This is a genomic window from Streptomyces sp. BHT-5-2, from assembly GCF_019774615.1.
Classification (GTDB): Bacteria; Actinomycetota; Actinomycetes; order Streptomycetales; family Streptomycetaceae; genus Streptomyces.
In genome coordinates this window covers 207,033-231,720 of the sequence record NZ_CP081496.1, presented here as the reverse complement: position 1 = coordinate 231,720, position 24,688 = coordinate 207,033, and the positions used below count along the sequence as shown (strand labels likewise).

The 24,688-nt window shown below is 72.1% G+C and carries 20 protein-coding genes; 11 read left to right on the top strand and 9 right to left on the bottom strand.

Features of this window, described 5'->3' with window-relative positions:
• The first annotated feature begins 129 nt into the window (after positions 1-129).
• From K2224_RS01035 to alc, 4 genes are all read left to right on the top strand, one after another.
• Positions 130-1,104, top strand: coding sequence for an acyl-ACP desaturase (locus tag K2224_RS01035; RefSeq protein WP_221904730.1), 975 nt, complete (start codon positions 130-132; stop codon positions 1,102-1,104).
• 157 nt (positions 1,105-1,261) lie between these two features.
• Positions 1,262-2,200 (top strand): DMT family transporter, encoded by a 939-nt coding sequence (locus K2224_RS01030; RefSeq protein ID WP_399017357.1) that lies wholly within the window; start codon positions 1,262-1,264, stop codon positions 2,198-2,200.
• 35 nt (positions 2,201-2,235) lie between these two features.
• Positions 2,236-3,210: a LysR family transcriptional regulator gene (locus K2224_RS01025; RefSeq protein WP_221904729.1), complete on the top strand. Its 975-nt coding sequence runs from the start codon at positions 2,236-2,238 to the stop codon at positions 3,208-3,210.
• A 173-nt stretch (positions 3,211-3,383) separates the two neighbouring features.
• Positions 3,384-4,529 carry an allantoicase gene (alc, locus tag K2224_RS01020; RefSeq protein ID WP_221904728.1) on the top strand — a complete coding sequence of 382 codons (1,146 nt, stop codon included), beginning with the start codon at positions 3,384-3,386 and terminating at the stop codon, positions 4,527-4,529.
• A 268-nt stretch (positions 4,530-4,797) separates the two neighbouring features.
• Here the strand turns inward: alc and pepN (K2224_RS01015) are convergent, their stop codons facing one another.
• Positions 4,798-7,371, bottom strand: a complete 2,574-nt coding sequence (gene pepN / locus K2224_RS01015; protein WP_221904727.1) for an aminopeptidase N — start codon at positions 7,369-7,371, stop codon at positions 4,798-4,800.
• Positions 7,372-7,493: 122 nt separating this feature from the next.
• Between pepN (K2224_RS01015) and K2224_RS01010 the strand changes: the two genes are divergently transcribed.
• Together K2224_RS01010 and K2224_RS01005 are read left to right on the top strand one after the other, a co-directional pair.
• Positions 7,494-7,724, top strand: coding sequence for a ribbon-helix-helix domain-containing protein (locus tag K2224_RS01010; protein ID WP_221904726.1), 231 nt, complete (start codon positions 7,494-7,496; stop codon positions 7,722-7,724).
• Complete coding sequence (locus tag K2224_RS01005) at positions 7,711-8,058, top strand: type II toxin-antitoxin system PemK/MazF family toxin (RefSeq protein WP_313904739.1); 348 nt, start codon at positions 7,711-7,713, stop codon at positions 8,056-8,058. The genes K2224_RS01010 and K2224_RS01005 overlap by 14 nt, the downstream gene beginning before the upstream one ends.
• A 95-nt stretch (positions 8,059-8,153) precedes the next feature.
• Here the strand turns inward: K2224_RS01005 and K2224_RS01000 are convergent, their stop codons facing one another.
• The 3 genes from K2224_RS01000 to pepN (K2224_RS00990) form a co-directional block, all read right to left on the bottom strand.
• Entirely contained in the window at positions 8,154-9,185 is a 1,032-nt protein-coding gene (locus tag K2224_RS01000) for an aspartate-semialdehyde dehydrogenase (protein ID WP_221904725.1), read from the bottom strand.
• A gap of 215 nt (positions 9,186-9,400) precedes the next feature.
• Complete coding sequence (locus K2224_RS00995; protein ID WP_221904724.1) at positions 9,401-10,426, bottom strand: hypothetical protein; 1,026 nt, start codon at positions 10,424-10,426, stop codon at positions 9,401-9,403.
• A gap of 124 nt (positions 10,427-10,550) precedes the next feature.
• On the bottom strand, positions 10,551-13,139 hold the full coding sequence (gene pepN, locus K2224_RS00990; RefSeq protein ID WP_221904723.1) for an aminopeptidase N: 2,589 nt from the start codon (positions 13,137-13,139) through the stop codon (positions 10,551-10,553).
• Between the two features lie 114 nt (positions 13,140-13,253).
• On the opposite strand from pepN (K2224_RS00990), the gene K2224_RS00985 reads away from it, so the two are divergent.
• Positions 13,254-13,898, top strand: coding sequence for a DsbA family protein (locus tag K2224_RS00985; RefSeq protein ID WP_221904722.1), 645 nt, complete (start codon positions 13,254-13,256; stop codon positions 13,896-13,898).
• A gap of 153 nt (positions 13,899-14,051) precedes the next feature.
• Here K2224_RS00985 and K2224_RS00980 read toward each other — a convergent pair whose 3' ends face one another.
• The 3 genes from K2224_RS00980 to K2224_RS00970 all read right to left on the bottom strand — a co-directional run bounded on the left by K2224_RS00980 (position 14,052) and on the right by K2224_RS00970 (position 18,016).
• Positions 14,052-14,693 (bottom strand): superoxide dismutase, encoded by a 642-nt coding sequence (locus K2224_RS00980; RefSeq protein ID WP_221904721.1) that lies wholly within the window; start codon positions 14,691-14,693, stop codon positions 14,052-14,054.
• A 195-nt stretch (positions 14,694-14,888) separates the two neighbouring features.
• Positions 14,889-16,310 (bottom strand): amino acid permease, encoded by a 1,422-nt coding sequence (locus K2224_RS00975; protein ID WP_221904720.1) that lies wholly within the window; start codon positions 16,308-16,310, stop codon positions 14,889-14,891.
• Between the two features lie 275 nt (positions 16,311-16,585).
• Positions 16,586-18,016: an amino acid permease gene (locus K2224_RS00970; RefSeq protein ID WP_221904719.1), complete on the bottom strand. Its 1,431-nt coding sequence runs from the start codon at positions 18,014-18,016 to the stop codon at positions 16,586-16,588.
• 345 nt (positions 18,017-18,361) lie between these two features.
• Between K2224_RS00970 and K2224_RS00965 the strand changes: the two genes are divergently transcribed.
• On the top strand, positions 18,362-18,961 hold the full coding sequence (locus tag K2224_RS00965) for a biotin transporter BioY (protein WP_221904718.1): 600 nt from the start codon (positions 18,362-18,364) through the stop codon (positions 18,959-18,961).
• Between the two features lie 77 nt (positions 18,962-19,038).
• On the opposite strand, the gene K2224_RS00960 is transcribed toward K2224_RS00965, so the two are convergent.
• A complete protein-coding gene (locus K2224_RS00960) occupies positions 19,039-20,505 on the bottom strand; it encodes an amino acid permease (protein ID WP_221909352.1) in 1,467 nt (488 codons plus the stop codon).
• Positions 20,506-20,693: 188 nt separating this feature from the next.
• Here K2224_RS00960 and K2224_RS00955 point away from each other — a divergent pair, with 188 nt between their 5' ends.
• Both K2224_RS00955 and K2224_RS00950 read left to right on the top strand, forming a co-directional pair.
• Positions 20,694-21,182, top strand: coding sequence for a ribose-5-phosphate isomerase (locus K2224_RS00955; RefSeq protein WP_221904717.1), 489 nt, complete (start codon positions 20,694-20,696; stop codon positions 21,180-21,182).
• A 126-nt stretch (positions 21,183-21,308) separates the two neighbouring features.
• Positions 21,309-22,130 (top strand): Fpg/Nei family DNA glycosylase, encoded by an 822-nt coding sequence (locus tag K2224_RS00950; RefSeq protein WP_221904716.1) that lies wholly within the window; start codon positions 21,309-21,311, stop codon positions 22,128-22,130.
• 28 nt (positions 22,131-22,158) lie between these two features.
• Here the strand turns inward: K2224_RS00950 and K2224_RS00945 are convergent, their stop codons facing one another.
• Positions 22,159-23,388 (bottom strand): GNAT family N-acetyltransferase, encoded by a 1,230-nt coding sequence (locus tag K2224_RS00945; protein ID WP_221904715.1) that lies wholly within the window; start codon positions 23,386-23,388, stop codon positions 22,159-22,161.
• Between the two features lie 127 nt (positions 23,389-23,515).
• Between K2224_RS00945 and K2224_RS00940 the strand changes: the two genes are divergently transcribed.
• Positions 23,516-24,661 carry a PP2C family protein-serine/threonine phosphatase gene (locus K2224_RS00940; RefSeq protein WP_221904714.1) on the top strand — a complete coding sequence of 382 codons (1,146 nt, stop codon included), beginning with the start codon at positions 23,516-23,518 and terminating at the stop codon, positions 24,659-24,661.
• Positions 24,662-24,688: the final 27 nt, after the last annotated feature.

Here is a 24,688-nt window from a genome sequence, read left to right as displayed (position 1 = left end):
AGTTAAGGCTCTTCCGGGCAATTAACCCTTGGGGAGATGTTTAACCGGGGCGTACCTACGATGACGTAACCTACGGGGCCGTAAGTCCGAACCTACGGACCCGTAGGTCTGTCGTCCCCAGGAGTTCCCGTGACCATCGCCCCCGACCGCCTCGACGGAGCGCGCGGCCAGGCCGCCTGGACCGACACCCGCCTCCTCTACGCCCTCGAAGAGGTCGTGGAACAGGAGCTCAACCGGCATCTGAAGGCCGCCAAGGAGTGGATGCCGCACGAGTACGTGCCGTGGAGCGACGGACGGAACTTCGACGGGGTGCTGGATGGCGAGCCCTGGGCCCCCGACCAGTCCAAGGTCACCCCCCTCGGCCGCACCGCGCTGGTCGTCAACCTCCTCACCGAGGACAACCTCCCCAGCTACCACCACGAGATCGCCACCCTCTTCGGCCGGGACGGCGCCTGGGGCACCTGGGTCCACCGCTGGACGGCGGAGGAGGGCCGGCACGGCATCGTGATGCGCGACTACCTGCTCACCAGCCGCGCGGTGGACCCGGTCGAGCTGGAGCGGTTCCGGATGGCCCACATGTCCGAGGGCTTCGAGTCCGACAATGCGCACGGCATGCTGCACTCGGTGGCGTACGTCGCCTTCCAGGAGCTGGCCACCCGGATCTCGCACCGCAACACCGGCCGGCACTCCGGCGACCCGGTGTGCGACCGGATGCTGGCCCGGATCGCCACCGACGAGAACCTCCACATGGTCTTCTACCGCAACCTCCTCGGTGCCTCCTTCGAGCTGGCCCCCGACCGGACGATGTGCGCCGTGCGGGACGTGGTCACCGGCTTCCGGATGCCCGGCCACGGCATGCCCGGCTTCGAGCGGGCCGCCGCCCGGATGGCCCTCGGCGGGATCTACAACCTCCGCATCCACCACGACGACGTGCTTCAGCCGGTGCTGCGCCACCTGAAGGTGCTGCAGCGCGGCGGGCTGGGCCCCGAGGGTCTCGCCGCCCAGGAGGAGCTGGGGGTGTTCCTGGACGGCCTGGACGCGCAGGCGCGCCGCTTCGACGAGCGGCAGGCCGCGATCCTGGCCCGCCGGGCGGCCCGCGGCTGACCCGGATCGGAACTCCCGGAGCCGATTTCCCGCAGCGGATTCAGCAGAGCGGTTTCTTTTAGCTTTACTGAAAGGAATCGTCTGAAGTATTCGATGGACCTGATGGATAGCTGGCTGCCACGGTGGACGCACATCCACCACCGAGGGAGAGGAAACCGTGGCAGTCCTGGAGCGGGTCCGCGTCCACCGCACACCGTCCGCGCAGGCCGTCGGGCTGGCCCTGGCCCTGGCGGCGACCGTCGTCTGGTCCGGCAACTTCGTCATCGCCCGCGCCCTGCACGCGACCGTGCCGCCCGTCCAGACCGCCTTCTGGCGCTGGATCGTGGCGCTGCTGGCGGTCGCCCCGTTCGCGCTCGGCCCGGTCCGCCGGGACTGGCCGGTGATCCGCCGGCACCTCGGATTCCTGGCGGTGGCCGCCCTGTTGGGCGTCACCCTCTTCAACACCCTGATCTACACCGCCGGTCGGAGCACCTCCGCCACCAACATGGCGATGATCGCGGCCGCTTCGCCGATGATGATCGCCCTCTTCGACCTGGTCGGCCGGCGGCGCGGCGGCCGTGAGCCGCTGGGGGCCCGCCGCGCCGCCGGCATGGTGCTCGCGCTGCTGGGCGTGGTCACCCTCGTCGGCAAGGGCTCGCCGACCGCGGTGCTGCACCTGGACTTCGCCGGCGGCGACCTGTGGATGCTGGCCGCCACCACCACGTTCGCCGGCTACAGCGCGCTGCTGCGCCGCCGCCCCGAGGGCATCGGCCAGCTCTCCTTCCTGTTCATGACGTTCGCGCTGGGCGCCGCGATGCTGGTGCCGGCCTATGCCGTCAGCCGCACCGTGGAGGGCGGCTTCCCGGTCACCACCGGGACGGTCGGGCCGCTGCTCTACATCGGGGTGTGCTCCTCCGCCGTCGCCTACTTCACCTGGAACAAGGCGATCGCCCTGGTCGGCGCCGCCCGCGCGGGCGCCGTCTACTACCTCCAGCCGGTGTGCGTGGCGCTGCTCTCGGCGGCCGTCCTGGGCGAGGGGATCGGCGCGGTGCAGGTGGTGTGCATGGCGCTGATCGTCGCCGGGGTCGCCCTGGGGGCGGCGGCCGGCCGGCGGTGAACGAGCCGGCCGCGCCGGGTGCGTACGCTGCCCGCATGGCCGACTGGGACATCAAGAAGCTCCGCATCCTGCGCACCCTCCAGGAGCTGGGCACGGTCACCGCGACCGCCGAGGCGCTGCACATGACGCCCTCGGCGGTCTCGCAGCAGTTGTCCGGGCTCGCCAGATCCCTCGGGGTGACGCTGCTGGAGGCACACGGCCGGCGGGTCCGGCTCACCGGCGCCGCCCAACTGGTGCTGCGGCACGCCGAGGCGGTCTTCGCGCAGCTGGAGCGGGCCGACGCGGACCTCCTCGGCTACCTCCAGGGGGAGGCCGGCACGGTGCGGGTCGGGGCGTTCTCCACCGCCATCCCGGCGCTGGTGGTGCCCGCCGTCCAGGAACTGCGCCGCAGCCACCCGGGGCTGGCGGTCACCGTGCGGGAGGCCGAGGCGGAGGCCGCGTACGAGCTGCTGGCCGAGGGCAGTGTCGATCTGGCGCTGTCGCTGGCCGCGCACGCGCCCACCCCGCGCGACCCGAAGTTCAGCCGGGTCGCGCTGCTCGCCGACCCGCTGGACGTGGCGCTGCCGGCCGGCCATCCGCTGGCCGCCGAGCCGGGGTTGCGGCTGGCCGACCTGGCCGGCGAGCCGTGGATCTTCGGCAGCAGCGGTCCGTGGTCGCAGATCACCACCGCCGCCTGCGAGAGTGCCGGGTTCGTCCCGGAACAGGCGCACGCCGCCGCCGACTGGAGCGCGATCTGGGCGATGGTCGCGGCCGGTATGGGCGTGGCGCTGGTGCCCCGGATGGCGACGGCGGGCGGGCTGCGGGCCCCCGGGCACGGCGGCGGGGTGGCGCTGCGGGTGCTCCACGCCGACCAGCCGCGCCGCCATGTGGTCGCCGCCGTCCGGCGCGGCTCCGAGGCGGCGCCCGGCCTGGCCCGGGTGCTGGCCGCGCTCCGCCAGGCGGCCGCCGCCCAGGCGTCCACCGGCCGCACCGGCGACGACGGCGGACCGCCGGCCTTCGCGACGGACTGAGGCGCCCCACCGGCGGCGACCTCTCAGCTACGACCTCTCGGCTGCGCCCGTGAGCGGCGACCTTTCAGTGCGGCTGAAGGTATTCCTCACGAACTTTCGATGGACCTGTGAGGTGTTCCGCTGCGACGGTGGACCGGTCCCCAGCACCGCACACAGGAGCAGAAGGGAAACGCATGTCCGCCACCCCGGCAGCCGATGCCACCGATCCGCACGCCAACGACGCCCAGCCCTACGCAGGCGGCGACCCGTTCGCCGACTACCGCGGCGGTGACTTCGCCTTCACCTCGCTCGTCGACCTGGCCGACCGCCGCTTCGGCGCCGGTGTGATCGCCGCCAACGACGAGTTCTTCGCCGAGCGGGAGAACCTGCTGAAGCCGGGCCCGGCGGTCTTCGACCCCGAGCACTTCGGGCACAAGGGCAAGATCATGGACGGCTGGGAGACCCGGCGCCGCCGGGGCGCCGACGGCGACCACCCCTTCCCCACCGAGGACGAGCACGACTGGGCGCTGATCCGCCTGGCCGCCCCCGGCGTGATCCGCGGCGTCGTCGTCGACACCGCCCACTTCCGCGGCAACTACCCGCAGCAGGTCACCGTCGAGGCGACCGCGCTGCCCGGCAGCCCCGGCCCCGAGGAGCTGCTCGCCGACGACGTGAAGTGGGAGGAGATCGTCCCCCGCACCCCCGTACGCGGCCACGCCGCCAACGGCTTCGAGGTCACCGCCGAGCGGCGCTTCACCCACCTCCGCCTCAAGCAGCACCCCGACGGGGGCATAGCCCGCCTCCGGGTCCACGGCGAGGTGGTCCCCGACCCGGAGTGGCTGGACGTGCTCGGCACCCTCGACCTGGCGTCGGTGATGCACGGCGGCACCGTCGAGGACGCCTCGGACCGCTTCTACTCCTCGCCCACCCAGATCATCCAGCCGGATCTGTCGCGCAAGATGGACGACGGCTGGGAGAACCGCCGCCGCCGGGTCCGCGGCACCAACGACTGGGTGCGGTTCAAACTCGCCGCGCAGGGCGAGATCCGCGCCGTCGAGATCGACACCGCCTACCTCAAGGGCAACTCGGCCGGCTGGGCCCGGCTCTCGGGCTGCGACGGGAACCCGGACGACGCCTCCGCGTGGTTCGAGATCCTGCCCAGGACCCGGCTCCAGCCCGACACCCCGCACCGCTTCGTGCTGCCCCGCCGGGTCACCGCCACCCACGTCCGCCTGGACGTCTACCCCGACGGCGGCCTGGCCCGGATGCGGGTGCACGGCGACCTCACCGAGGCCGGCCGGGCCGAACTCGTCCGCCGCTTCGACGAGTTGAGCGGCTGACGCGGCACCCGCCGCGGCACCCGGCACCTCGTCCGGCACCGCGCCTTCCGTCGGGTCCCGTGGGAGGGGGACGGGACCCGGTGGCACTCCTCCGCGCTCGCAGGAGCCGGGGGATTCCCGACCCGCCCGGCGGACGGTCACGCTCCTGACGCCCCGTCCGCCGGGCGACTCCAGACGCCGCCTCGCGCGTCACCACCCGCGGCAAGGGGTGTGCCCCCGGAACCGGTTCGGTTCCGGGGGCACGCCCCTTGGCGCTGCCGCGGGCCGGTCAGGCGCCGGCCGCCGCGTCCGCCGCGCGGGCCCTCAGCGCCCGCTCGACGCCGGCCCGGGACTCCGTCACCAGCCGGCGCAGGGCCGGGCTGGGCTCGGCCCGGGCGAGCCAGGCGTCGGTGGCCTCCAGGGTCTCCGGGGAGACCTGGAGGGCCGGGTAGTGGCCCACCACGATCTGCTGCGCCATCTCGTGGCTGCGGCTTTCCCAGACGTCCTTGACCGCCTCGAAGTACTTCGCGGTGTAGGGCGCCAGCAGCTCCCGCTGGTCGGGCTGGACGAAGCCGGCGATGACGGCCTCCTGCACGGCGTTGGGGAGTTTGTCGGACTCCACGACCGAGGCCCAGGCGGCGGCCTTGGCCTCCGCGGTGGGCCGGGCGGCGCGTGCCGTCGCCGCGTGCCGTTCGCCGGCCGAGGTCGCGTCCCGCTCCAGCTCGGCGGCGATCTCCGGCTCGTCGGCCCGGCCGGTGGCGGCCAGCCGCTCCAGCAGCGCCCAGCGCAGCTCGGTGTCCACGGCCAGCCCGGGGATCTCCTGCGTACCGTCCAGCAGGCCCGCGAGGAGGTCCAGCTGCTCTCCGGTGCGGGCCGACGCGGCGAACGCCCGCGCCCAGGCCAGCTGGTGGTCGCTGCCCGGCTCGGCCGCCCGCAGATGCGCCAGCGCCGCCTCGGTCCACTGCGCCAGGCCGCGTCCGCGCCACTCGGGTGCCGCGTACAGGTCCAGGGCCAGCTTCACCTGGCGGTGGAGGGACTGGACGACGCCGATGTCGCTCTCCTTGCCGATGCCGGAGAGGACCAGTGCGAGGTAGTCGCGGGTGGGCAGTTCGCCGTCGCGGGTCATGTCCCAGGCCGAGGCCCAGCACAGGGCGCGCGGGAGGGAGTCGGCGAAGTCGCCGAGGTGCGCGGTGACGACCTTCAGCGACTCCTCGTCCAGCCGGACCTTGGCGTAGGAGAGGTCGCCGTCGTTGAGGAGGATCACGTCCGGGCGGCGGAAGCCGGCCGGGAAGGGGACCTCGGTGCGTTCGCCGTCCACGTCCAGTTCGACGCCGCCGGTGCGCAGAAGCTTGCCGTCGGTCAGGTCGTAGTAGCCGATGGCGATGCGGTGCGGGCGCAGTACGGGCTCGCCGGTGGCGCCGGCGGGCAGTGCGGGGGCCTCCTGGCGTACCGCGAACGCGGTGACGGTGCCGTCGGCGTCCACGGTCAGCTCCGGGCGCAGGACGTTGATGCCCGCGGTCTGCAGCCACTTCTTCGACCAGGTCGCGAGGTCCCGGCCGCTGGTCGCCTCCAGTGCCCCGAGCAGGTCGCTCAGCCGGGTGTTGCCGAAGGCGTGGGCCTTGAAGTACGCCTGGACGCCGGTGAAGAACTCGTCCATGCCGACGTAGGCGACCAGCTGCTTGAGGACGCTGGCGCCCTTGGCGTAGGTGATGCCGTCGAAGTTGACCAGGACGTCGTCCAGGTCGCGGATCTCGGCCATGATCGGGTGGGTGGAGGGCAGTTGGTCCTGCCGGTAGGCCCAGGTCTTCATGGAGTTGGCGAAGGTGGTCCAGGAGTGCGGCCACTTGCTGCCCGGCGCGTACGCCTGGCAGGCGATGGAGGTGTAGGTGGCGAACGACTCGTTCAGCCACAGGTCGTTCCACCACTCCATGGTGACCAGGTCGCCGAACCACATGTGCGCCAGCTCGTGCAGGATCGTCTCGGCACGTACCTCGTAGGCCGCGTCGGTCACCTTCGAGCGGAAGACGTACTGGTCGCGGATGGTGACCGCGCCGGCGTTCTCCATCGCCCCGGCGTTGAACTCCGGGACGAAGAGCTGGTCGTACTTGGCGAAGGGGTAGGCGTAGTCGAACTTCTCCTGGAACCAGTCGAAGCCCTGGCGGGTGACCGCGAAGATCTCCTCCGCGTCCAGGTGCTCGGCCAGCGACGGCCGGCAGTAGATCCCCAGCGGCACCGAGCGGCCGTCGGCGCCCTCCCAGGTGCTGTGCACACTGTGGTAGGGGCCGGCGATCAGTGCGGTGACGTAGGTGGAGATCCGCGGGGTCGGCTCGAACCGCCAGACGTCGTCGGCCGGTTCGGGCGTGGGGGAGTTGGAGATGACCGTCCAGCCCGCCGGGGCCTTCACGGTGAACCGGAACGTCGCCTTGAGGTCCGGCTGCTCGAAGGACGCGAACACCCGCCGGGCGTCGGGCACCTCGAACTGGGTGTAGAGATACGCCTGCTGGTCCACCGGGTCGACGAACCGGTGCAGCCCCTCACCGGTGTTGGTGTACGCGCAGTCGGCGACGACCGTCAGCTCGTTGCGCCCCGCCCGCAGCCCGGGCAGCGCGATCCGCGAGTCCGCGAACGCCTCCGTCGCGTCCAGCGCGGTGCCGTTGAGCACCACCTCGTGCACGGTCGGCGCGACCAGGTCGATGAACGACGCGGCACCGTCCTGCGCGGCATCGAACCGGACCGTCGTCACCGACCGGAACGTGCCCCCCTCCTGCGCCCCGCTCAGGTCCAGCTCGATGTCGTACGCGTCCACGGTCAGCAGACGCGCCCGCTCCTGGGCCTCTTCCCGGGTCAGATTCGTACCAGGCACCCGTGCCTCTCCTTCACAGTCATCGGTTGTCGCAGCGTCGGGCCATCCTTCCACGCGGGGCGGTTGCCGCGGGGCGTACCTGGGGTAGCGCCTTCCTGCCTACCTCGGGTAGCCTTATGGGTATGAAGATTAGTGTGAGTCTGCCGCAGGAGGACGTTGACTTCGTTGACGAGTACGCCGCCAAGAAAGCGGCGGAGTCCAGGTCCGCAGTGATACACGCCGCCATCCAGATGCTGCGAGAGGTGGCTCTGGAAGAGGAGTACCTCGCGGCGTGGGACGAGTGGTACGCCAGTGAGGATGCCGAACTGTGGGACCGTACGGTGGGGGACGGGCTTTCTGATGAATCGCGGTGACATCTACCTGGTGGATCTGGAGCCGGCAGTCGGCAGCGAAGCCAACAAGCAGCGGCCTGCCGTCCTGGTGACGAATAATGCGGCGAACCGCATGGCACGCCGCGCGGGGCGTGGTGTTCTGGCCGTGGTGCCGGTGACGTCCAACGTCGCGCACGTGCGGCCGTTCCAGGTCTTCCTGCACAGCACAGAGTGCGGCTTGAAGGTCGACTCCAAGGCGCAGTGCGAACAGATCCGTGCGTTGGACTTCTCGCGCTTCGGCCAGCAGGTCGGAGTGGTGCCGCCGCACACGCTCAAGGAGATCGATCGCGCACTGCGGCAGCAACTGGCGCTCTGAACGGTTGTGCCCTGGGGCGCCCTCCGACCGAAGGCCGGGGCCCGTACGGAAGCGACTTCCGTACGGGCCCCGGCCTTCGGGTAGCGGTCTGTGGTTCAGCCGCGCAGCTCCGCGGCGACCAGCTCGGCGATCTGGACGGCGTTGAGCGCCGCGCCCTTGCGCAGGTTGTCGTTGGAGACGAACAGCGCCAGGCCGTTGTCGACGGTCTCGTCGCGGCGGATCCGGCCCACGAAGGCGGCGTCCTGGCCGGCGGCCTGGAGCGGGGTGGGGACGTCGGAGAGCGCCACGCCGGGGGCGGCGGCCAGCAGCTCCTGGGCGCGCTCGGGCGCGATCGGGCGCGCGAAGCGGGCGTTGACCTGGAGGGAGTGGCCGGTGAAGACCGGGACGCGGACACAGGTGCCGGAGACCTTCAGCTCCGGGATGTCCAGGATCTTGCGGCTCTCGTGGCGGAGCTTCTGCTCCTCGTCGGTCTCGTTCAGCCCGTCGTCGACGATCGAGCCGGCCATCGGCAGGACGTTGAAGGCGATCGGGCGGACGTAGTTCTCGGGGGCGGGGAACTCCACCGCGGCACCGTCGTGCGTCAGCTGGGTGGCGTCCTGCTCGATGACCTTGCGGGCCTGCGCGTCCAGCTCGGCGACGCCGGCCAGGCCGCTGCCGGAGACCGCCTGGTAGGTGGCGACCACCAGGGAGACCAGTCCGGCCTCCTCGTGCAGCGGGCGCAGCACCGGCATGGCGGCCATGGTGGTGCAGTTCGGGTTGGCGATGATGCCCTTGGGCCGGTCGGCGATGGCCTGCGGGTTGACCTCCGCGACGACCAGCGGGACCTGCGGGTCGCGGCGCCAGGCCGAGGAGTTGTCGATCACGACCGGGCCGGCGTCGGCGACCTTCTCCGCCAGCGCCCGGGAGGTCGCGCCACCGGCCGAGAAGAGCACGATGTCCAGTCCGGAGTAGTCCGCGGTGGCCGCGTCCTCGACGGTGATCTCGGTGTCCTGCCAGGGCAGCGTCCGTCCGGCGGACCGGGCCGAAGCGAACAGCCGCAGCTGCTCGACCGGGAAGTTGCGCTCGGCGAGAATGCGCCGCATCACGCCGCCGACCTGTCCGGTCGCTCCGACGATTCCGATCCTCATGGGACTCCTTCTTTCTGACCTGGCCCGCCCGCCGGCCGGGCTACGGGTGTCTCTGCTGGAACACCTGCTCAGTGGCGCTCCCATCATGTGTGTGAGACCCGTCGCCTTGTCCAATCCATTCCCATAGACGGAGACCGGGGCCGCGCGGTTGCCCACGGAGCGTTTCCGGTGGTCACCTGTCGTCACCCGCGGTCACCTCCCGCGGTGGGGCGCGGTCAGTGCGGCAGGACGACCACGTACGACGTGGGCTCCCGGTCCGCCGCCGCCATCAGGGCCGTGCGGATCACCGTCGCCTGCTGTTCGGGGGCCTCCCGCAGCATCTGCGGCCGGCAGCGGACGAGGGTGACGCCGAGCCGCTCCAGACGCTCCCGCTGCTCGTCGCGGGGCGGGTCGGCGGGACGGTGGTCGGACGGGCGCGGAGTGCGGGTGTCGAGCGTCACGGCCACCCCGTATTCGGGCCAGTACGCGTCGACCACGCCCAGGTACGGGCCGCCGGGCAGCCGCAGGTCGACGTTCCACAGCGGGTCGGGCAGCCCGAAGGTGCGCACCATGTCGTAGAGCCGCTGCTCGGCCAGGGCCCGGCCCTCGGCCATCAGGGCGTCCACCGCGTCGACCACGTGCGGCCGGGTCAGCAGCCGGGCCCGGCTCAGCTCCCGCACCACCGAGGCCGCCTCGCAGTGCCCGCCGCGCACCGCCTCGGTCAGCAGCCGGCGCACCGTGGTGCCGTCGCCGAGGTTGGCCACCGCGTCGGCCAGCGCACGCGGCACGGGGGCGGTGGGGACGCCGGTGACCTCCTCGGGGAGCGGCAGGTCCGCGCCCCGGACGATGCCCGCGAAGCCGGCCGAGCGCAGCCGCCGGGTGCGGCCCACCAGGACCTCGATGCGGTCCAGGGAGAGCAGCGGGGGAGCGGCGGCGAAGCCGTGCAGGGCGAGCGCCGCCAGCCCGGTGATCATCGGTTCCGGGGTGGCCTCCCCGGAACGCGGCTGGGTCGGCACGGAGGGGCCGCGGTGGCGGGCGTAGAGCAGCGCGGCGTGCAGCCGCTCCTCGCTGGTGGGCGGCCCCTGGTGGAGCAGGTGGACGCCCGGCAGCAGCTGCTGCCAGGGGCCGCCCGGACGGCAGCGCTCGGCGATCTCGGCGGGCGGGACGCCGTACGCCCGGAGTTGATGGGTCGTCAGCACCGGGCAGCTGCCGTCGGCCAGGTGGTGGAGGGGGAGCGGGGAGAGCGGCATGTCGTGGTTCATGCCGGGCAGATTCCCGGCCCCCCTCCACCCCCTAACCGCTGTTACCCGCCTGTGGCACAAGCGGGACAATCCTGCCCTCAAGTACGGGCGTTCGACGGCCGATAGAGGCAGGTCGGGGCCCGGGTTACGGCCTGGGGCCGGCCGCCTCGTCACAAGCCTGTGCGCGCAGTGCCCGGGCCAGGTCGTCCCGCTCCTCCAGCACCAGCCGGCGCAGTGCGGGCGCCGCCTCCGGGCGCTCCGCCAGCCAGCCGTCCGCGGCCGCCAGCGTGGCCCCGTCCACCTGCCAGGACGGGAACAGCCCGCGCACCACCGACATCCCGATCTCGATGGACCGCTCCTGCCAGATCCGCTCGATCGCGGTGAAGTAGCGCGGCGCGTACGGCGCCAGCAACTCCCGCTGCGAGGGCTGTGCGAAGCCGCTGAGGGTCGCCTCCACCAGGGCGTTGGAGAGGGCGTCGGACTCCATCACGTCCGCCCAGGCGGCCGCCTTGACCTCGGCCGCGGGGCGGGCGGCCAGGCAGCGCACCTGGTGCCGCTTGCCGGAGGCGGTGTCGTCACGGGCCAGTTCGGCGTCGATCGCGGCCTCGTCGGCGGCCCCGTGCGCGGCCAGCGGCAGCAGGAACGCCCAGCGCAGCTCCTGGTCCACGGCCAGCCCGTCGATCTTCGCGGTGTCGTTCAGCAGCCCCCGGAGGAGCTGGAGGTCGGCCTCGGTGGTGGCCACCGCGGCGAAGTGCCGGGCCCAGCTGAGCTGGTGGCCGCTGCCCGGCTCGGCCAGCCGCAGCTCGCGCAGCGCGGCCGCGGACAGCTCCTGGGCGGCCCGCTCGCGGTACTCCGGCGCGACGTAGTGCTCCAGCGCCGCCTCCGCCTGGCCGAGCACCGACTGCAGCACCCCGACGACGGTCTCCGCGCCGGCGAACCGCCGCACCAGCGCCAGGAAGTCGCGGGCCGGCATCAGCCCGTCCCGGGTCAGCCCCCACACCGCCGTCCAGCACAGCGCCCGCGCCATCGGGTCGGTCAGGTCGCCGAGCCGGGCCCGCAGGGTGGCCAGCGACCCCTCGTCGAAGCGGGTCTTGCAGTACGTCAGGTCCTCGTCGTTGACCAGGATCAGCTCCGGCCGCTCGACGCCGGCCAGCTCCGGCACCGCCGTCCGCGGCCCGGCCACGTCCACCTCGGCGCGGGCGTAGCGCACCAGCGCCGAGTCCGCGTCCAGGCGGCGGTACAGGCCCACCGCGACCCGGTGCGGCCGCAGCTCCGGGTGGCTCTCGGACGCCTCCTGGAGGATGCTCAGCTCGGTGATCCGGTCCTGTGCGTCGTAGGTGACCTGCGGCGTCAGGGAGTTGAGGCCGGCCGTCTCCAACCAGGCGCGGGACCAGGCGGCCAGGTCCCGGCCGGAGGTCTCCTCCAGCACCGACAGCAGGTCCGCGAGCCGGGTGTTGCCGTAGGCGTGCCGCTTGAAGTAGCGCCGGGCGCCTTCGAGGAACGCGTCCTGGCCGACGTAGGCGACCAGCTGCTTCAGGACGCTGGCGCCCTTGGCGTAGGTGATGCCGTCGAAGTTGAGCTTGGCGTCCTCCAGATCGCGGATGTCGGCGGTGATCGGGTGGGTGGAGGGCAGCTGGTCGGCCCGGTACGCCCAGGACTTGCGGCGGTTGGCGAAGGTGATCCAGCCGTCGGTGAAGCGGGTCGCGCCGACCTGCGCGAAGCTGCCCATGAAGTCCGCGTAGGACTCCTTCAGCCACAGGTCGTCCCACCAGTGCATGGTGACCAGGTCGCCGAACCACATGTGGGCCATCTCGTGCAGGATGACGTTGGCCCGGCGCTCGTAGGACGCCTCGGTGACCTTGCCGCGGAAGATGAACTCCTCGCGGAAGGTGACGCAGCCGGGGTTCTCCATCGCGCCGAGGTTGTACTCGGGCACGAACGCCTGGTCGTACTTGCCGAACGGGTACGGGAAGTCGAAGCGGTCGTGGAAGAAGTCCAGGCCCTGCTTGGTGACGGTGAAGACGTCGTCCGCGTCGAAGTGCCGGGCCAGCCCCTTGCGGCACAGCGCGCCGAGCGGGACCGTCAGCTCGGTGCCGTCCTCGAAGGTGCGGCGGTAGGTGTCCGTCACGTAGTGGTACGGGCCGGCGACCACCGCGGTGATGTACGTGGAGATGGGTTGGGTGGTGGCGAACCGGTGCCGTCCGCCCTCGGCGTCGCCCTCCTGGGCGCCGTTGCTCAGCACCAGCCAGCCGTCCGGCGCGGTCACCTCGAAGGTGAACGGGGCCTTCAGGTCGGGCTGTTCGAAGTTGGCGAAGACCCGGCGGGCGTCGGCGGGCTCGTACTGGGTGTAGAGGTAGACCTCGCCGTCCTCGGGGTCGACGAAGCGGTGCAGGCCCTCGCCGGTGCGGCTGTAGGCGCACTGCGCGTCGACGACGAGGGTGTTCTCGGCGGCGAGGTCGGCCAGCGCGATCCGGGTGCCGTCGAAGACCGCGGCCGGGTCCAGCGCGCGGCCGTTGAGGGTGAGCGCGGTGACCGAGGGCGCCAGGAGGTCGGCGAAGCTCGTCGCGCCGGGCTCGGCGCAGCGGAAGCGGATCGTCGTCCGGGAGCGGAAGGTGGCCGCCTCGGGGCCCCGGGCGACCGCTGAGCGGACGTCCAGCGCCACGTCGTAACCGTCGACCGTCAGCAGCCGGCCCCGCTCACGTGCCTCTTCCCGGGACAGATTCTCACCTGGCACGGTGTGCCTCCCTCACCCTCGTCTCGGATATCGAACACGGGGAATCATGGCACGCATGCGGTCGGTTGAAGCGTGTACGGAACAACGCCGCTGAAGCTCTCAAGAGGAGACCTCGTGTCCGAGACCGCCAAGACCCCGGCAGACTTCTGGTTCGACCCGCTGTGCCCCTGGGCGTGGCTGACCTCCCGCTGGATGCTGGAGGTGGAGAAGGTCCGCCCGGTCCAGGTGCGCTGGCATGTGATGAGCCTGGCCGTGCTCAACGAGAACAAACTCGACGAGCTGCCGCCGCAGTACGCGGAGAACATGCGCCCGGGCGGCAAGGCGTGGGGTCCGGTCCGCGTGGTGACCGCCGCCCAGCAGCTGCACGGCGACGAGGTCGTCGGCAGGCTCTACACCGCGCTCGGCAACCGCTTCCACAACGCCGGCGAGGGCGTCAGCCACGAGTCCATGGCCGCCGCCCTGGCCGACGCCGGCCTGCCCGCCGAGCTGATCGAGTACGCCGACAAGGACACCTACGACGCCGAGCTGCGCGCCTCGCACAAGGAGGGCATAGACCTGGTCGGCCAGGAGGTCGGCACGCCGGTGATCGCGGTGCCGGGCTCGGACGGCGACCAGATCGCGTTCTTCGGTCCGGTCGTCACCCCGGCCCCCAAGGGCGACCAGGCCGCCAAGCTCTGGGACGGCACCCTGGCCGTCGCCTCCGTCCCGGGCTTCTTCGAGCTCAAGAGGACGAGGACGCAGGCGCCGACCTTCGACTGAGCCCCGTCCGCACCCATCGGCGGCCGGCGGACGCCGCGCGAACACAGCGGGGCCCCCGCGAGTCACGTCCTCGCGGGGGCCCCGCCGTTGTCCGCCTGCCAGGTGAAGGGTGAGAAGACGATCACGAGGCAGGCCGCCTCGGCCGCTACCGCCTCACGGCGCCAGCAGCAGGTTGTTGGCGCGCTCCTTGGCGGCCGTGTAGCGCTTGGCCACGTCCTGCCAGTTGACGACCTGCCACATCGCCTCGATGAAGTCCACCTTCTGGTTCTTGTACTGGAGGTAGAAGGCGTGCTCCCAGGCGTCGAAGACCAGGATCGGCACCGAGCCCTGGCCGACGTTGCCCTGGTGGTCGTAGATCTGCTCGACGATGAGGCGGCCGGTCACCGGCTCGTAGGCCAGGACGCCCCAGCCGGAGCCCTGGGTGGTGGCGGACGCCTTGGTCAGCTGGGCCTTGAACTTGGCGAAGGAGCCGAAGCTCTCGGCGAGGGCGTCGGCGAGCTCGCCCACGCCGTCCGCCGCCAGCGGCTCGCCGCCGCCGTCGCCGGTCATGTTGTGCCAGTAGATGCTGTGCAGGATGTGGCCGGAGAGGTGGAACGCGAGGTTCTTCTCCAGGCCGTTGATGCTGCCCCACTGATCCTTGTCACGCGCCTCGGCGAGCTGCTCGAGGGTGTCGTTGGCGCCCTTCACATAGGCCGCGTGGTGCTTGTCGTGGTGCAGCTCGATGATTTCGGGGCTGATGACGGGCGCCAGCGCCGAGTAGTCGTACGGGAGTTCCGGAAGTGTGTAGGTCGCCATGCCGACCCCGCCTCCAAGCTGCGATATCGCCGTAGTTGCAATCAATGTGCAAGAGCACGCTATCAGCAGGAGTGATCACGGACCCATGGTGGCGGGCGACCTGGTCCCAAAGACGTAAGGCGGGGCGGGACCTCCGATGGAGGCCCCGCCCCGCCCTGGGGAACCGGGTGGGCCGTCGTCGGCCCGGATGCGGCTCTACTGCCTGCTCAGCGTCCGCTGCCGGACGAGCCCGACGACGGTCAGCACCAGGCCGAAGCCGGCGGTGAAGAACAGCTGGATCCGCTGGTTGTCGTCGCGCAGCATCAGCACCAGCACCGCGGCGATGCCGGCCAGCGCCACCCACGTGAGGAAGGGGAAGGCCCACATCTTCACGATCAGCTTCTCGGGCTCCTCGCGCTCCAACTGCCGCCGGGTGCGCAGCTGGGCGGCGGCGATGAAGCCCCAGACCACCAGGACGGCGGCGCCGACCATGTTCAGCAGCCACTGGAAGACCGTGGTCGGCCACACGAAGCTCAGCACCACCGCGAGGAAGCCGAACGTGGCGCACAGCAGCACCGTCCGCCGCGGCACGCCGCCGCCCACCTTCCCGAGGAAGGCCGGGCCCTGGCCGCGGGCGATCAGCGAGTAGGCCATCCGGGAGGCACCGTAGATGTTGGCGTTCACCGCCGAGAGCAGCGCGACCAGGATGACCACGTTCATGATCTGGCCGGCCGCCGGGATCTTGAGGTAGTCCAGCACCGCCACGTAGGGGCCGCTCTTGGCGATGGACGGCGCGCTCCAGGGGATGACGGTGACGATGATCGCCATCGAGCCGACGTAGAAGAGCGCGATCCGCCACATCGCGGTGCGCACCGCGCGGGCCACGCCGCGGGCCGGGTCCTTGGACTCGGCGGCCGCGATGGTCACCGTCTCCAGACCGCCGTAGGCGAACACCGACGCCAGCAGACCGACCATCAGGCCGTCCACGCCCTTGGGCAGGAAGCCGCCGTCGCCGGTCAGATGGCTGGCGCCGGGCGCCGAGGTGCCGGGCAGCAGACCGAAGATGGCCAGCAGGCCCAGGACCAGGAAGAGGACGATCGCGGCGACTTTCAGGGCGGCGAACCAGAACTCGAACTCGCCGAAGTTGCCGACCGAGGTGAGGTTGGTGGCGGTGAAGACCACCATGATCAGCAGTACCCACATCCACGGCTGGGTGGACGGGAACCACTGGTGCAGCACGTCCGCCGCGCCCAGCGCCTCGACCGCCACCGCCACGCACAGCAGCGCGGTGAACATCCAGCCCACGGTGAAGCCGGCCCAGGAGCCTATGGAGCGCTCGGCGTGCACGGAGAAGGAGCCGGAGGACGGCCGGGCCGCGGACATCTCGCCGAGCATCCGCATGATCAGCATGACCAGTGCCCCGGAGACCGCGTACGCCAGCACGATCGACGGGCCGGCCGCCGCGATGCCCTCGCGCGAGCCGACGAACAGCCCCGCGCCGATCACGCCGCCGAGGGCGATCATCGAGAGGTGGCGCTGCTTGAGGCCGTGCGACAGTGCGCCGCCGTCCTGGCCGGTGCCCGGGGCCGCGGCGGACCGCGCATCGGCGGAACCGGCGGACGAGGGTGTCCGATTCATGTCGTACCTGTCCCAGTAAGTGAGATGCGGGCGGGGCGATTCTGCGTTCTCCCGGGGCCGCGGACGGCTCATTTCCGGGGGTCCTCGGCAAAGCTGGCTCAGTCTGGGCGTCCCTGTCCGCTCAGGGCAACAGTCGTGCAGCGATTGTTCGGTATTCAGACGCGATCGTGACCGAGCGTGTCTGATACCTCGTCGAATGCGACAAATGTGAGGTCGGTCTCAAACGCGGCGGGACGGGCCCGGAACCGCCCCGGCCGCCCCGCCGACGGCGGCCCTCAGCCCCGCGCCCGCCGCGCCCGCAGCTCCCGCACGCCCGCCACCAGCAGCACCGCCGCGGTCGCCCCGGCCGACCACAGCAGCTGCGGCCGGGCCGTGTCGTCGGTCAGCATCAGCACGATCACCGCGCCCATCGCCGCCAGCGCCAGCCACGTCAGATAGGGGAACGCCCACATCCGCAGCACCAGCCGCTCCGGCACCTCCTGTTCGATCCGGGGCCGCAGCCGCAGCTGGGAGACGGCGATCAGCCCCCAGACGAACAGCAGCACCGCGCCGACCGAGTTGAGCAGGTACAGGAAGACCGAATCCGGCCACTTGAGATTCAGCAGCACCGAGACGAAGCCGAACGCGACGGAGGCCAGCACCGCCCGGCGCGGCACGCCTCCCCCCCTCTCGGTTTCGCTCGAGCGGGGGGACCCCCACCCCGACACCTTCAGCAGCCCGCGCGGCGCCTCCCCGCGCTCGGCCAGCGAGAACACCATCCGCGAGGCGCCGTAGAGGTTGGCGTTCAGCGCCGACAGCAGCGCCACGAACACCACGATGTTCATGATCTGCCCGGCGCCGGGCACCCCGATGTGGTCCAGCACCATGACGTACGGGCTCTTCCCCGGCCGCATCGACGACCAGGGCAGCACGGTGACGATCACCAGCATCGAGCCCACGTAGAAGAAGAGAATCCGCCACACCGCGCTGCGCACCGCCCGGCCCACCGCCCGCGCCGGATCGTCGGACTCGGCCGCCGCGATGGTGACCACCTCCAGCCCGCCGAAGGCGAACACCACGGCCAGCACCCCGGAGACCACCCCGGACCAGCCGTGCGGCAGGAAGCCGCCCTGCCCCGTGAGGTTGGCCAGGCCGACCGGCTGTGTGTCGGGCAGCACCCCGAAGATCGCCAGCAGGCTCAGTGCCAGGAACAGCACGATCGCGGTGACCTTCAGCGTCGCGAACCAGAACTCGAACTCACCGAAGTTCTTCACCGAGGCCAGGTTGGCGGCGGTGAAGACGATCATGAAGACGAGCACCCAGCCCCACTGCGGCACCGCCGGCACCCAGCCGTGCGCGATCTGCGCCGCGCCGGTGGCCTCCACCGCCAGCACCACCACCAGCAGGAACCAGTACAGCCACCCCACGCTGAACCCGGCCCAGCGCCCCAGCGCCCGCTCCGCGTGCACCGAGAACGCCCCCGACGCCGGCATCGCCGCCGACATCTCCCCGAGCATCCGCATGATCAGCATCGCCAGCGCCCCGGCGATCAGATAGGACAGCACGATCCCCGGCCCGGCCACCGCGATGCCCGCGCCGGAGCCCACGAACAGCCCCGCCCCGATCACCCCGCCCAGCCCGAGCATCGTCAGGTGGCGCTGCTTGAGCCCCGCGGACAGCGGCTCCTTCTCGGCCTTCTCGGTCACGGGCGGCAGTGCGTCATGCATCGGCTCGTACTCTCGCAAGGGGCGCAAGGGCGGGATCGCCGCCCGGTCCGGGGGAACTCCACAGGTGACCGCGGAGGCCGTCCCAGTCTCCCCGCCCGGGACCGACTACCACAAAACCGGCCCCGCACCACCGCCCCTTCCGTGACGAGCATCACGTGACCTGCGAAGACGCCCCGCGCCCCGGCGGGCTCCGGCATTCCGGCCGTTGTCCGGAACTCCCCAAGCGGGCCGGTGCGGCTTTGTCACCGCTCGCGCGTGATCTCCGCCGCCCCCCTGAACTAACGTCATCACGTCCCGCCGGACCGTCCGCCCCGGACGGTCCCCTCACACCCGCGGAGTCCCCTGATGAGCACAGCCGCCCCCACCCTCCGGCCCGGAGCCGTCCTCGCCGACCTGCTGCCGGCCGCCACCGCCACCCGCGCCCGCGTCCGCGACGCCGCGCTGGTCGCCGGCGGCGCCGTGATCACCGGCCTGGCGGCCCAGATCGCGGTCCCGGTCCCCGGCTCCCCGGTCCCGGTCACCGGCCAGACCTTCGCCGCCCTCCTCGTGGGCGCCTCGCTCGGCGCCCGCCGCGGCCTGCTGTCGCTGGCGCTCTACGCCGTGGCGGGCATCGCCGGCGTGCCGTGGTTCGCGGGTGGCGCCTCGGGTGCCGGCGGCGCCACCTTCGGCTACGTCCTCGGCATGCTGCTCGCCGCCACCGCCGTGGGCGCGCTGGCCCGCCGCGGCGGCGACCGCGGGGCGCTGCGCACCGTCGCCACGATGGCCGCCGGCAACGCCGTGATCTACGCCGTCGGCGTCCCCTACCTCGCGCTCACCCTGCACATGTCGCTCGGCCGGGCGGTCGCCGTCGGCATGGTGCCGTTCCTGATCGGCGACGCCCTCAAGATCGCCCTGGCGACCGGCGCGCTGCCCACCGCCTGGAAGCTGGCCGGGCGCCGGGGCTGAGCACCCGCGGCGACGACGGCGGGGCCCGCACCCGGGAGGGGTGCGGGCCCCGCCGCCTTGCGTTCGGCCCGGGGCGGCTACGCCTGCTCGGGCGCCCGCACGGCCGCCGCCGGCTCCGGCACCTCGCGCGGGCGCTTCTTCTGCAGGATCAGCCCGGCGACCAGCACCACCGCGGCCGCCACCACCGACAGCACCATCTGCTTGCGGCCGCTGTCGTCGTAGAACATGTAGCCCACGACGAAGAGGATCAGCGCGATGGTGGCGTAGGTCAGCCACGGGTACAGCCACATCCGCACCGTCAGCCGCTCCGGCGTCTCCCGCTCGATGGTCCGGCGCATCCGCAGCTGCGAGACGCAGATCACCAGCCAGACGAAGAGCGCCACCGCGCCCGAGGAGTTCAGCAGGAACTCGAAGATGGTGTCCTTCGAGGTGTAGCTGAAGATCGTCGCGATGAAGCCGAAGGCCACCGACGCCCAGATCGCCACCGCCGGGACGCCGCCCTTGTTGACCGTCGCGAACGCCTTCGGCGCGTCGCCGCGCTCACCGAGCGAGAACGCCATCCGGGACGCCGTGTAGAGACCGGAGTTCAGGCAGGACAGCACCGCGGTCAGCACGACCACGTCCATCACCGTGCCCGCGTACGGGATCTTCAGCGACTCCAGCACCGCCACGTACGGGCTCTTGGTCACCGCGTTGCTGTCCCACGGCAGCAGCGTCACGATCACCGCGATCGACCCGATGTAGAACAGCGCGATCCGCCAGATCACGCTGTTGACGGCCTTGCGGACGGCCATCACCGGGTTCGGCGACTCGCTCGCCGCCAGCGTGACGATCTCGCTGCCCATGAACGAGAAGACCACCAGCAGCATCCCGGAGAGGATCGCGCCCGGTCCCTTCGGCAGGAATCCGCCGTGTCCCAGCAGGTTCGCGGTGCCCACCGCGTGGTGCCCCGGCGGCAGCCCGAAGATCGCCAGCGCCCCGACCACGATGAAGACCACGATCGCCACGACCTTGATCCCGGCGAACCAGAACTCGAACTCGCCGAACGAGCTCACCGACACCAGGTTCGTACCGGTCAGCACGATCATCACCAGCAGCGCCCAGGCCCACTGGGGCACCGCCGGTATCCAGCCGGTGAGGATCCCCGCCGCCGCGGTCGCCTCGACCGCCAGCACCACCGACCAGAAGAACCAGTACAGCCAGCCGATGGTGAAGCCGGCCCAGCGGCCCAGGGCCCGGTCCGCGTAGGCGGAGAACGATCCGGAGGTGGGGGAGGCCGCGGCCATCTCGCCCAGCATCCGCATCACCAGCACGACCAGCAGGCCGGTCAGCGCGTACGAGAGGAGGATCCCCGGGCCGGCGGCGTTGATGCCGGCTCCGGATCCGACGAACAGGCCGGCGCCGATCACCCCGCCAATGGCGATCATGGACAGATGGCGGTTCTTGAGGCCGGCCTGGAGCCCTTCGGGCGACCGGTTCGCGGAGCCGTCGCCGGGGTGACCGGCGGTGGGTACCGCGGGGGGAGTAGGCGGGTGCGCGCCCATGTGCACCGTCCTTCGGTGGTTCTCGGTGTCGAACCCAGGCATTAGAACGTTGTTAACGACCGTTTGGAAGAGCCGAATCCGGATCGTTGTCGTTACTGGCGAGTTGCCTGAAGTGCTGGGGCCGCGGCGAGGAGACGGGCCGCGCCCCGGTGGCGTCTACCCCGGGAACGGCATGCCACACTCATGCCATGCGCGTGTACATCGGCTCCGATCATGCCGGCTTCGACCTCAAGAACCACCTCGTGGACTGGCTCAAGGCCAACGGCCACGAGCCCGTCGACTGCGGCCCGCACATCTACGACGCCCAGGACGACTACCCGCCGTTCTGCCTGCGTGCCGCGGAGCGGACCGCCGGTGACCCGGACGGCCTCGGCATCGTGATCGGCGGCTCCGGCAACGGCGAGCAGATCGCTGCCAACAAGGTCAAGGGCGTCCGCGCCGCGCTCGCCTGGAGCGAGGAGACCGCCAAGCTCGGCCGCGAGCACAACAACGCCAACGTGATCTCCGTCGGCGGCCGGATGCACACCGTGGACGAGGCCACCCGCTTCGTCGAGGTCTTCCTCGCCACCCCGTACTCCGGCGAGGAGCGGCACACTCGCCGCATCGAGATGCTCTCCCGCTACGAGACCACCGGCGAACTCCCCCCGATCCCGGCCCACCACCCCCAGCAGGACTGAACCCGCTGCCGCCGGTTTTGTGGGCAGTCGTTCCTCCCCCACGCCTGAACGGCGCGGGGGAGGGCGGGCACAAGCCGGCCACCGGGCCGCACCCGGCAACGAAACCGTCCGGAGGACACGACCCCCATGCCCGAGGGGCACACCATCCACCGCCTGGCCGCGGACCACCGCGAACGCTTCGAGGGCGTAGCAATCCGGGCGACCAGCCCGCAAGGCAAGTTCGCCGACGGTGCCGCCCTCATCGACGCCCAGGTCATGGAGAGCGCCGAGGCCCACGGCAAGCACCTCTTCCTCGGCTTCGGCCCCGACCGCTGGGTCCACATCCACCTCGGCCTCTTCGGCAAGCTCGGCTTCGGCGGCGCCCCGCCCCCGCCGCCCACCGACACCGTCCGGCTGCGACTGGTCGGCGCCGACCACCACGCCGACCTGCGCGGCCCCACCGCCTGCGCGCTGATCACCGACGCCGAGAAGCAGGCGATACACGACCGGCTGGGCCCCGACCCGCTGCGGCCGGAGGACGACGGCGAGCTGGCCTGGCGACGGATCGCCCGCAGCCGCACCACCGTCGCGGCGCTGCTGCTCGACCAGAAGGTGATCGCCGGCGTCGGCAACGTCTACCGCGCCGAGGTCCTCTTCCGGCACGGCATCGACCCCTACCTCCCCGGCCGCGCCCTGCGCCGCGACCAGTGGGACGCGGTCTGGGCCGACCTCGTCGCCCTGATGCGGGAGGGCGTGCGGAACAACCGGATCGACACCGTCCGCCCCGAGCACACCCCGGAGGCCATGGGCCGCCCGCCCCGGGTCGACGACCACGGCGGCGAGGTCTACGTCTACCGGCGCACCGGCGCCCCCTGCCACATCTGCGGCAGCGAGATCCGCACCGCCGGCCTCGCCGCCCGCAACCTCTTCTGGTGCCCCCGCTGCCAGCCGCCCGCCGCCCGCCCCTGAGGGCCGCCGAGGGCGGCGCCGGCAGGCGTCAGAAGCCGTGCGGCAGCCACGGCGCCACGTCCGACCCGAACGCCAGCGACGCCGCCGCCAGCGCACCCGGCCGCAGCTCCCGCACCCGCCCGGCCCCGGCCAGCGTCGACAGCGCGAACCCGCCCAGGTAGGCGGAGCCCAACTCCCTTACGGACAGCGCGAGTTCGGCCGGTTCGGTGGTCCGCTCGCAAACCGCGCCCTGCTCGTCGCCGGACAGCCGCCAACGCCCCGCGTTCCACGGACAGAAGTCGTCGGCGACCTCCAGCACCACCTCCACCGGCGCCCGGTACGTCCGGGCCCCCAGCGCCGCCCCGACGTCCACCGGCCGGACGAACAGCTGCTCCTGCATCCTGATCGCACAGCGCCGCTGGTCGGCGACCAGGTGCGGCAGTGGGTCGTCCAGCGGCCGGCCGCGCGCCACCACCGACGTGGTCAGGTCGATCCCGAACAGATAGCGCCACAGCGCCGCGTAGGTCACCGGGTCCAGCGCGTCGATCTGGCGCACCAGCACCGCCCCGCGCGGCCCGGTGTGGTCCCAGTCGGGCTTGACGGCGTACCGGGCGTAGCCCCGCACCTCGCCGTCCACCTCGGCCAGCACGCACTGGAGTTGACCGGCGCCGTCCCGCTCGCTCTCCGGGTCGAGCACGTGCTGCCGTTCCCAGTGGGGGCGGCGCGCCAGCATCCCGGGCCGGGTCGGCACCAGCTGCCCGTAGACCCGCTCGCACTCCGCCACCGACGCCTCCGGGTCCACCAGCCGCAGCCGGACGCCGTCCACGCCCGGCAGGTCCGGGGCGGCCAGCCGCACGGTGTCCACGGTCATCGACATCGCCTGGGTGGCCGGGCCGTAGCCGAACCGCCCGTAGATCGCCGGCTCCGTGGCGGTCAGCGCCGCCAGCGCCTCCCCGCGCTCGTGCACGTCCGTCAGCTGATGCCGCATCATCGAGCGCAGCAGCCCGCGCCGCCGGTGGGTCGGCTGCACACTGATCAACGTGACGCCGGCGACCGGGAGTTCGTTTCCACCGGGCACGGTTAGTCCGAACGAGAACGATCCGCCGGTGCCGACGATCCCGTCGCCGTCCCACACCCCGAAGGCCCGCTCGACCTCGGTGATCGCACGCCACCACGCGCGCCTCTCCGGCCCGTCCGGCACCCCGCCGAACGCCACGTCCAGCCTGTCGTACCAGGCATCCCAGTCGCTCTCGCACAACGGCCGCAACTCTGTCGTCATGAGCCATCCGTAGCAGCCGGTCCTCCGGCCGCGCGACCGTATTTCGAACGCGGATTCCCGGCAATTCCCCGGAGTGACGTGCGGCGAATCGACGCGCCGCCGAACGGGTGGATAAGGTCCCAGAACAATGACACGCGGCGCGGGAGCGGAAAGCCTGAGGGCCCGGATGCACAAACGGCTGCACCGGACCCGCATCGGCATGCGCAAGGCCGGTGTCGACTACTTCCGCGGCGACGGCTCCGACTGGCTCGCGCTGGCCGCCCTGCTCGCCGCCGTCCCGGCCATCGCCCTGGGCACCCTCTGGCACCCGGAGTGGATCGCGCCGACCGCGCTGGTCCTCCCGGTCATCGCCGGCGGGCTGCTGCTGCGGCCGGCCAACCTCCTCGTCCTGTACGCCGCCTCGGCCGCCGCACTGATCGTCGAGGCGGCGCTGTTCGGCCCGTACGACGAGGGGCGGGACCGGATCACCCCGGGCACGGTCCTGGTGGTCGCCGCGGTCGGGCTCTCCGGGCTGCTGGTGGCGCAGTTCCGCAGCCGGGTCGGGGTGCCCTGGCGGCGCGGCGGCACCATGCTCTTCGACCTGCGGGAACGGATCCGGGTGCAGAGCACGCTGCCCAAGCTTCCCAAGGGCTGGCACCACGAGATGGCGCTCCGCCCGGCCGGCGGCCAGTCCTTCTCCGGCGACTTCGTGGTGGCCTCCCGCACCCAGGGCGGCAACATCCTGGAGGTCGTGCTCACCGACGTCTCCGGCAAGGGCATGGACGCGGCGTCCCGGGCGCTGCTGCTCTCCGGCGCCTTCGGCGGCCTGCTGGGCTCGCTGCCGCCGCACGGCTTCCTGCCGGCCGCCAACGGCTATCTGCTCCGCCAGGACTGGGACGAGGGCTTCGCCACCTCCGTCCACCTCGTCCTGGACCTGGAGTCCGGGGACTACGAGCTGTTCTCCGCGGGCCATCTCCCCGGCCTCCAGCTCAGTGCGGGCACCGGCCGCTGGGAGGAGAAGGCGGGGGAGGGCCCGCTGCTCGGGGTCTACGACGGCGCCCAGTTCGACCCGGTCAAGGGGACGCTGCGCCCCGGCGACGTGCTGATGCTGTTCACCGACGGCCTGGTGGAGGCCGCCGACCGCGACATCGCCGAGGGCATGGACCGGCTGACCGGCGAGGCCGAGCGCTATGTGCACAGCGGCTTCGCCGGCGCCGCCTGGCATCTGATCGAGGCGGTCGCCAAGGACGTCAACGACGACCGGGCGCTGCTGCTCATCTGCCGGGACGGCTGAGCTCCACCTGGGCGGCCGATCCCCCGG